Origin of the sequence: uncultured Nostoc sp., assembly GCF_964245575.1 — a bacterium.
GTDB lineage: Bacteria > Cyanobacteriota > Cyanobacteriia > Cyanobacteriales > Nostocaceae > Nostoc.
Map to the genome: position 1 here is coordinate 1 of NZ_CAXTNP010000338.1, position 7233 is coordinate 7233.

General features: G+C 37.6%; 5 protein-coding genes. 2 read left to right on the top strand and 3 right to left on the bottom strand.

Going from position 1 to position 7233, the window contains the following annotated elements; genetic code table 11:
* Positions 1–1014: tetratricopeptide repeat protein (locus ACFFAP_RS33425; RefSeq protein ID WP_375515246.1), on the top strand; the 1014-nt coding region annotated here is incomplete at its 5' end.
* A 93-nt stretch (positions 1015–1107) separates the two neighbouring features.
* Entirely contained in the window at positions 1108–2118 is a 1011-nt protein-coding gene (locus tag ACFFAP_RS33430; RefSeq protein ID WP_375515247.1) for a hypothetical protein, read from the top strand.
* Positions 2119–2131: 13 nt separating this feature from the next.
* Here the strand turns inward: ACFFAP_RS33430 and ACFFAP_RS33435 are convergent, their stop codons facing one another.
* The 3 genes from ACFFAP_RS33435 to ACFFAP_RS33445 all read right to left on the bottom strand — a co-directional run.
* A complete protein-coding gene (locus tag ACFFAP_RS33435) occupies positions 2132–3976 on the bottom strand; it encodes a CHAT domain-containing protein (RefSeq protein WP_375515248.1) in 1845 nt (614 codons plus the stop codon).
* Between the two features lie 126 nt (positions 3977–4102).
* Positions 4103–4579, bottom strand: a complete 477-nt coding sequence (locus tag ACFFAP_RS33440) for a hypothetical protein (protein ID WP_375515249.1) — start codon at positions 4577–4579, stop codon at positions 4103–4105.
* A 55-nt stretch (positions 4580–4634) separates the two neighbouring features.
* A partial coding sequence (locus ACFFAP_RS33445) for a filamentous hemagglutinin N-terminal domain-containing protein (RefSeq protein ID WP_375515250.1) occupies positions 4635–7233 on the bottom strand: 2599 nt, incomplete at its 5' end.

Here is a 7233-nt window from a genome sequence, read left to right on the forward strand (position 1 = left end):
GCTGATTTTATTGATGAGTTGATGGCTCCTTTACCAGGGAAGCGTCCGCAGACTACTGAAATAGTTTTGCAGCGGTTAGAAAAACTGCCTCAGCAAATTAAAAATTATAGATTTGCTAATTCTAAAATATTTAGATTTAGCAAATCTATATTAATGGGTTTAGTATTTGTTGGGGGAATCTTTCTATCTATACCTTTAGCAGCTAACTATTTAGTGGTTCAAGGAGAGAGAGCTGAATCAGCAAATGATTCTCAGGGGGCACAAGAGTATTTTGACTCAGCTATAAAAATTAATCCTCAAGTGAAAAATTCTATTTCTAAATTTTATTTTGATAAAGCATCTCGTAGCACTCAAAAACTGCGAGATGCAAAAAAATATTATGAGTTATCGATAAAATATAATAATCAAGATGTAGATACTTACAATAATTTAGCATTTGTTTGCCAATTATTAAATGAATTTGAATGTGTAACGACTAATTATGAGAAAGCTTTGGAGTTGAAGCCTGATAGTTGGTCAGGACATTATGGGCTAGGAACGTTTTATGATGACCAAGGAAAAAAAGATTTGGCAGAGCAGCAGTATCAGTTGGCTATAAAAAGTAATAGTCAAGCAATTCCAGTTATCAACAATCTCTCCAGATTGAAAAATCTAAAAGGTGACTATAATACGGCGATTACTCTAGCACTACAAGGGTTAAAAAAAACTAAAGAACCTAAATTACAAGCTGCATTATATAAAAATTTAGGTTGGTCGCTTTTTGAGCAGAAGAAGTTAGGACAAGCAAAAAAATATTTAGAAAAAGCCGGAGAATTAGATCCTCAAAGAGCAGACACTTACTGCTTGCTGGCACAAGTTCAAGAAGCTTTGGGCGATAACGATAATTCCTGGCTTAACTGGGAAGCTTGTTTGATACTTGAGTCGAAAGTGCCAGAAGTTTTTCGTTGGCGGGGGGATGTATTACAAAGAATTAGGCTTAAGCCTGATTCTCGACAGATCAGGACAAACCCATAACAGGCTTTGACGCTATCAACCAAATTTTATGCTTTATTTATTCTCTACTTAGATTAAACTACAAAAAAGTAACTAGCTTTTTAAGAAGTTGTAATGCTTACCGTACCTAGCCCAATTAAAAGAGTCTTTGCAGTCCGATTGACAACCTTCGTATCAATATCAACATTAATCCTTTTGGTGACTAGCAGTGCATGGGGACAGCAACGAATATTACAAAAAAATTTGTGTGATCAACCAAGTGGTCGAGTTTATAGCACGGGCGATCGCTTCTTGAAATCGGGAAGATATTTGTGTCTGGGAGAGCGGATCAATCCTCAAAACGGAAATGCGGTCAAAGTTCTCTGCTTCTTAAGTCGAAAAATTCTGTATTTGAAGCAGAACACTGTTTTTAATACACAAATATGTGCGCCACCACCTAACGAAGCTGTACAGTGTTCAGTATTAAATATAGTTCCTTGTCCACATGACTATAAGGGGACAGATGATGAAAAAAATGTGCCGATTGTAACGAGTCCTTACGGCAGTTCAATTATAAATAATAGACCACAAATCTCTTGGCGTTCAGTGGCAGACGCTGATAGCTATACAGTAGTAGTAAAAGGCAATGGTGTTAAATGGGAAGCAGATGTAAAAAACACTACAATTCTACCATATCCACAAGAGCAAAAAGAATTACAGTATGGCAATACGTATACAATCACTGTAATTAGTAACCACGGTGATCAACCCCTGAATTCTAGTTCCTTAGTAGTCCATCTTTTACCTATTAATGATGTTCAGCAGATAAGAGATGAAGTCAAGCAAATCAATGATTTAGGATTACCGCCTGATGAAGCTGCTTTCCGTGATTTGGATGCTATATATATGTCAAAGCTTCTTTTAGATGAATCAATTAAGACATTAAAAGCACGAGTCGTGGCAGGTAGTCAAAATCCAACTCTCTACAGACTACTAGGCGATCGCTATTTAGGAGCGTTGTTACCAGAATCAGCGGAGCAGACTTACACGATAGCAGCTCAATTAGCTTTGAGCAGTGGTAAAACATCTGAATTAGAAAAAGTACAATCAGGTTTGAAAATGGTGAAATGGTTAAAAAAACCTTAACTTGCTTATGAAATTATAGCCAGCCACCAATAAGTAAGAATGCTGCCCAGTGAGAAGGGTGTTGATATTCAGGGTTTGATATCAGCTGCAATTGTGCTTCACGTAGTGCCTCGACTTTAGTCAAACCATCTTTCAATCGTTGATAAAATACTTTCATCAGTAAAGCGCTGGAATCAGCATCTACTTGCCAGAGAGTGGCTATCGTACTTCTGGCTCCGGCTTGTACTGCCACTCCAGCCATTCCAAGAGCTGATCTCTTATTACCTTTGGCAGTTTGGCAAGCACTCAAAACTAATAACTCAATTCCTTGTTGGGTAGACTGAGTTTTTTCTTTGAGTAAATCATTAAATTCGGAAACAGTAATTGGTTTATCCCAAGCAAAAATCATTGTTCGGTCAGGAACAGAACTAAATTGAGCATGAGTAGTTAGGTGAATTATTGAAAAATCGTCTGTACTCAATTCTTTATCTAGCATTGGGCTAACAAAATCTTCATTTAACAAAACTTTTGAAGAAGTAATTCCTTTTTTTACATTTGCTATTTCTACTTCCACCCCTGGCAATACTTTGAGTCCTTTGGGAGCATTTTGAGCATAAAAACTAGGACTAATCTTGCTGAGTCCAGCAATGAAAGCTCTTAACTGCTTCTGTTTTAAAAGTTTAGGTGGTTGCATTCGAGAACCCAGAGTGCCTGTAATACCGTAGCGTTCAATCAGATAATTTTTTCCATCATGAAATAAGCCCATTGGTAAACTTTGCAAAGATACATCTAAAGTAAATATTAGTGTTCCTGATGTCGGTAAATATTTGATAGGTGCAATCAATAAATTATAAAGTGCTTGTGAATGGTCAAGAATCACATCTGCACCAACATAAGCAAGATTCTTGTCTTGTAAAGTGTCTACAAGATTATTAATATGCCCTCTAATTAGCTGAGATTCAATAGAGTGGTGATGAAGAGGCTGTTTAGGAGATTGAGAAATTACTTCTATACTATCAACTAAGTCGATTATATGAATAATTGTTGGGCTAGTATCTAAGTTTTGAATTTTATTGAAAGCTACTAGATTAAGCTTGCGACATTGAAGATAGTTTTCCAGTTCTGCTATTTGCAGCTTTTCATTAGTCTGAATTATTTCTGACAAATTGGGGTTAGAATCTGTTAGGAGCAATCGCATATAGTCACGATACAAAGGCTCCACTTTTTCATGGAATGAGAACTGTAAATCTGTATTAATCGACAAAATATTGTTGCGAACTAAAGTAACATTTTCAATTGCTGCACTATATGCTTGTAGAGCTTCTTTATATTTTCCCTGCTTTTTGTACAAAATTCCTAATTCCTGCTGCCATTGATAGGCAAGATCCCATGCGTGAACTGATTGAGCCAATCCCAAAGCCTCTTCAAAATATGGTTGTGATTGCTCTAGTTTTAACTTCCCTAAAGTGCCTAAACTCTCTGACTGTAATCTCTGACTATTAGTACTTTTAGCAGTTTTTAAAGCAGATTCAGCATATTCAATAGCTAGTGAATGGAACTGTTGGTCTGAAATTTTATTCAGACTTTTAGAAAAGTTCAGCTTGGCATAAACTGAATAGCTGGCTGGTAATTGAGAAAATGTCGAATGATTTTTTAAAAGCAAATCTACAGCAGGCTGTATCTGTTGAGTAATTCTAGTACGAAGGGAGGCTAATTTTTTATTACCTAATTTGGACTCTATTGCTAACCATTGCTCAAAGTCTAACATTAAGCTCAGGTGATGTAATTGAGCTTGCAATTGTACTTCTTTTGGAGTATTTAAGCTGTTAATCACTTGTTGATAAATATTAAGTGAGTCAAGTGCCTGTTTTTGAATCAAATTGACAAATTCTTTCTGAAAAACGGGTTCTTCTATTTCTAAATATTGATTTCGTGCTTGCTTGTAGATATCCTGCCTAGTACTACCTAATGAAAGCAGAATCCCACTAGTGTCAAAAGAGGGTATCTACTTAGCAGCAGATAATATTTCTGACAAAACTTTTTTTGATTTATCAAGCTTGCCTAACCGACGCAAGACTTCTCCCAAGTTGTGCAATCCGAGCAAGTTTACGGGTGAAAGAGTTTGCTTATGAATGGCTACCGTCAGCAGTTTTTCCATAGATTCAGTAGGTTGCTGTGGCGTAGTGGCGCAAAGAGAAGCATTTGCATCTAATTTCAGAGCTGACAAAAGCGTATTACAGGCCCGATAATGTAAACCCAGCGCTTGTAGAGCAAGATTCTGGTTGATTAAACTCCCGGTAATACTATCTTCATCGTGGAGTTGTTGATAAATTTTCGTAGCTTTTTGCCAAGTTTTAAAAGCTTCCTCTGCTTGGCCGATATCCAATTGCTCTTGACCTCTTTGGATCAGTAAATCCGCCTCTTTCTGTTGTTGCGCCTCTTTATTTATAGTTTGAGCGGAGATAAGAAATGGTTGGCTCACAACTATAGACAATCCGAAAATAACTAGTAACAAGTACTTGAACCAATGTCGGAGTCTAATCATCGTTCTGAGTCGTTTTTGTCACTGGTAATATTCTTGATACATGAGATTCTTGAGAACACGGGCTGGCAGACAAGGAAGCATTAGGAACGACAGTATTGGGTTGTTTTACCGTCAAAATAAAATTCCCATCAGAATTTTGTATCAAGGCTTCGGCTTCTATGATTTGTGTTGGTTCTTGGCTTGAGTATGATTTTGGTTCCTCTGAATTATTAATAGCTTCACCTGAAACCAAGTTACTCTGCCAACTCAAATAGCTAGCTGGCAGGTCGTTAGAACTAGTTGGAAGACCGTTAGTACCAGTAATGACCAATTTACTCCTAGCTACTGCCCCCGATCGTCCCTGACAAACCGATGCAATCTCAGGAGTTGCACGAATCGCTTCTGGTTCTGCTTTAGCCTGCACAGGATTAGTAAATAAGGTGTTGATCTGAATCGTACCATTCAATCCGAACCGTGAACTAGCTGTAATTTTGCTATTAGGAGAAAGGAATATTCCTTTGGTGTTGATTCTAATATTACCGCCTTGCCCTTCAAAAGCATTCGCTGTAATGCTGCTATTTTTTATTGCAACTAAGATATCTGTGTTGATGATGATGTTGCCGCCGTCACCATTAGTACCTTGTTGTCCAGCAGTTGCAGAAATACTGGCATTGTTTAATTGAACATATTTTGAGTTAACAGCAATATTTCCACCTTGACCAACAGCAGTAGTAGCGCTAAAACCTCCGTTACTTGAAATGTTGATTGTATCAGCGTTAATATTAATTATCCCAGCATTGCCATCACCATCATTCTTGACACTAATTAATGCGCCATCTCCAATATTTAACTTGTTAGTATTAATCGTTACACTTCCCGAATCTCCTTTTAATTCTGAAGGCAGGAGATATAGCTCTTGAAAAGCTTTATTGGAATCAATAACAGATGAATTGATAAGACTGGGATTTACAGCGCCTGGAACTTTACCTATTACATCGATAGAATCAGAAGCATTAATGATAAGGCTATCAGCTTTGCCAGTTGAGCGAGTAGAAGTATTAATTATTCCGCCATCCCTAACTATTAACTTTTTTGTATTAACTATTAATTTACCACTATTACCACTGTTATAAGTTGCAGTAGCTAAAGAGCTTGGAGTAAAAACATTTGGTACTACTCCAACAATTTCTACAGAGTTATTAGAATTTACAGTTACATCCCCTCCAGAGCCACTTGCCAGAGCTAAAGAACCAATAATACCCCCATTTTTGGCACTTAAAATTCCTGTTGAAAGGACTAGATTACCCGCATTACCAGAGCCAGAAGCTCTAGTAAGAAGAGTACTAGAAAGCTGTGAAGCTCCCGATAAGTAACCAATTACTTGAGTAGATTCAAGAGTATTAACTGTTAAGTTACCACCTTTGCCAGCCCCAAAAGTTGAAGTTAGGATTTCTCCACCACCTTCTACAGATAAATTTTTCGTAACCAGAGTAAGATTGCCACTATTTCCAGAGCCAAAGGTTGAAGTAATGATATTACTAGGTAGTTGAACAACGGAAGAGGAACCGTCAGCAACTTGAGTGAATTCGGAAGCATTCACGAAGACATCGCCCCCCCTACCTACACCATAAGTTTTAGCAGCTATTGCTGCTCCATCCTGAAGAATTAGATTTTTAGTTGAAATTTCGATTTTTCCTCCATCTCCTACTAAAGTTTCATTTACCAAGCTAGTAGGGATTGTTCCATTCCGAGAAGTTCCCATTATTCTCAATTCTTCAGAGGCATTTACAATAATGTCGCCTGATAATTTCTTCCCTTGGTTTTGAATTAAAAATATTGAGCCACTTCCTAGTTCCACATCAGCAGCTTGTGCTTGAATAGAACCACTACCAAAGCCACTAACATCTGCTATTGACTGTTGAGATAGTTGAATATTTTTGAAGCTAACGGCATCTTCATAACTGAAATTCCAACCATTAGAAGCTGGATTAATGTGTACTATTCCTTTATCAACACTACCTAACTCAATTCGCCCTTCACTTGCCTCAAGCTTTCCTCCCTCTAAAGTTACGTCACCACCCACTAAAGCTAAAGTCTTTTCTGGTTTGACACGTAAGCCATTTGAGCTAATGGTTCTAATAAATGGTGAAAATGGGATATTGAGAGTCAGATTGTGTCCTGTACCTTGAGCTTGAATTACGCCTGGATTACCATCAAATCCTAAGCCAAGAGGTGCGGTCACTGTTAATAAGGGTTGATTTTGTGGAGTTTTTGCGCTGAATTGGCTGCCATCAGCAAAGTTAATCCTGTTAGCAGTGCTAGCTAAGAACGAGCCACCGATATTTAGGGTGGCATTGGGGCCAAAAATAATCCCGTTAGGATTAATTAGGAACAGGTTAGCGTTGCCGTTAGCTTTTAGCAAACCATCAATGTTAGAGATAGATAAACCAGTTACTCGACTAATAATGTTTTGAACATTTAAGGCATTATTAAAGTAAACGGTGCTACCTGTGGACAGAGAAAATTGCTCGAAGCTGTGAAATAAGTTGTTTCCTGCTTGCGTTCCTCCAGTAATATTGCTGTTATTGCCTTGTGGCGTAACTATAGAATTG